General features: G+C 49.0%; 2 protein-coding genes. Both read left to right on the top strand.

All coding sequences use genetic code 11. The features are described from left to right. Nucleotides 1-354 (top strand): hypothetical protein (locus H6F43_RS02375; RefSeq protein WP_190340408.1); only part of this gene is annotated, 354 nt, incomplete at its 5' end. 281 nt (nt 355-635) lie between these two features. Further along, nucleotides 636-1724, top strand: a 1089-nt coding sequence (locus H6F43_RS02370; RefSeq protein ID WP_190340407.1) for a GUN4 domain-containing protein, incomplete at its 3' end; no start/stop codon positions are given.

Here is a 1724-nt window from a genome sequence, read left to right as displayed (position 1 = left end):
ACGCTTCCTCCTCGCACTACGGGGCTGTCTCCCATCAAGGGAGAGATTACCAACGTGCAGCCCGTGCGGGTTCCGCTCGGAGATGCTGTCACAGGTTCCGAGACGCGAGTAACGCTGGGATTCACGCTGCAAGGGTGCCTTGACAAGCTGCTGCCCGTCGTTTCGCATTCCGAAGTTCGAGGTCGTCAGGTCACGTTTTATGTGACCGCACTGAATGCTCACAATGAACAATCAATGGTGGCAAGGTGTCGGGCGATGCCTCAAGCGTCTGCTCAAGTCAGCGTTCCAGGCATATTTCAGCGTAACCAGATTCGCGTAGTGTTTATGGGGCAGTCGCCACAGCAGACTCCATAACGTTTCAGCCACAACGCGTTAGCTGTTTGGAGCCCGGTACTTTTCGATCGGGTACTTTAGCAGAAAACCTGATTAGAACTAAGGAACGTGCTCCAACAGAAAACCTGTAATACCAATTCTCTAAATTCCAGCGACCGATCAAACCACTAAGACGTAGATGGGACGGAACTTCTGCAATTCCGTAGCTTGCTTCTCGCGCAGCGAGTATTGCGGATTACGAATTGATATAAAGGATATTTGAAACGTTAAAAACGTTGAGTAGAATTCATCAAGCTAGCTGTATGAAACGCATTATTACCCTTGGATTTTTAGCATTTTTAGCGGCTGGTAGTGCAGCTCAACCGCTGCTTTTCCTGACTCAATCGCGATCGGGTGAAGCTGCTGCTGCCATTCCTACAGCAAGTCCTACAGCAAGTTCTGCCGCTATGCAAAGCCGCGATATTTTTTACATGAGCGATCGCTTTGGCTTTCGCATTGTTTCTCCCAAAGGCTATGTGATTACGCCATCAGAAACAACGCAAGCGCCACAACCAGCGGTTCCAGTACAGGCATTAGAAGTTTGGCAACAAGCAGATTTTTTGAATCGTGCTAATTTGCCTGAAACTCCTCCTATCATCAGCATTACAGTCTACAACAACCCCAAACGATTGCCCCTGACCTACTGGAAAGGAGAACTAAGCCGCAGCGACGATCGCCCGCTCACGGTGGCTGGACAGGCGGCGATCGCTTACACCTCTACAGGGCTTTACGAATACAACAATGTGCTACTTAGCAGCCCGGATGGTCACTATGTGTTTCGCTTAAAAGTGGGTTATCTAAATCCCAAAGATGCGATCGGACAGACCTTTCAGCAAATTGTTTCCAGCTTTACGTTTGATGTTCTTCCTAGTTCTAATTCCTCTAAATGGCGCATCAACTACAGCCATCTTCAACGTCTTCTGACAGCTCGAAATTGGCAGGCAGCCGATAGTGAAACTCGTGCAATTCTTCAGCGATTAGCGGGACCCCAAGGAGATCTTCTCTTCAGTAGCAAGTCAGTGCTGAATCGCATTCCTTCAGACGATCTCCGAACTCTGGATACCCTTTGGTCAACTGCCAGTAACGGTCGATTCGGATTCAGTGCACAACAGCGTGTTTGGCAGCAAGTTGCAAGCTCCAAAAATCCCAAAGCACGGGTAGAACGCTTTGCTCAAATGGTCGGATGGCGCAGAAATCAACCCCTGCCAAACAACAACCCTGTTGGTATGGAGTTAGGTGGAACGCTGTGGCGATTGGATACAGAACTCAACTACACGATGAATGCACCCGTGGGACATTTTCCCTGGATCGGTGTTTCATCTCATCGATTAATTGATCTACTGAACGAGCGA

This window comes from Leptolyngbya sp. FACHB-36, from assembly GCF_014695955.1.
GTDB lineage: Bacteria > Cyanobacteriota > Cyanobacteriia > Leptolyngbyales > Leptolyngbyaceae > FACHB-36.
This window is presented reverse-complemented; position numbering and strand designations above follow the sequence as displayed.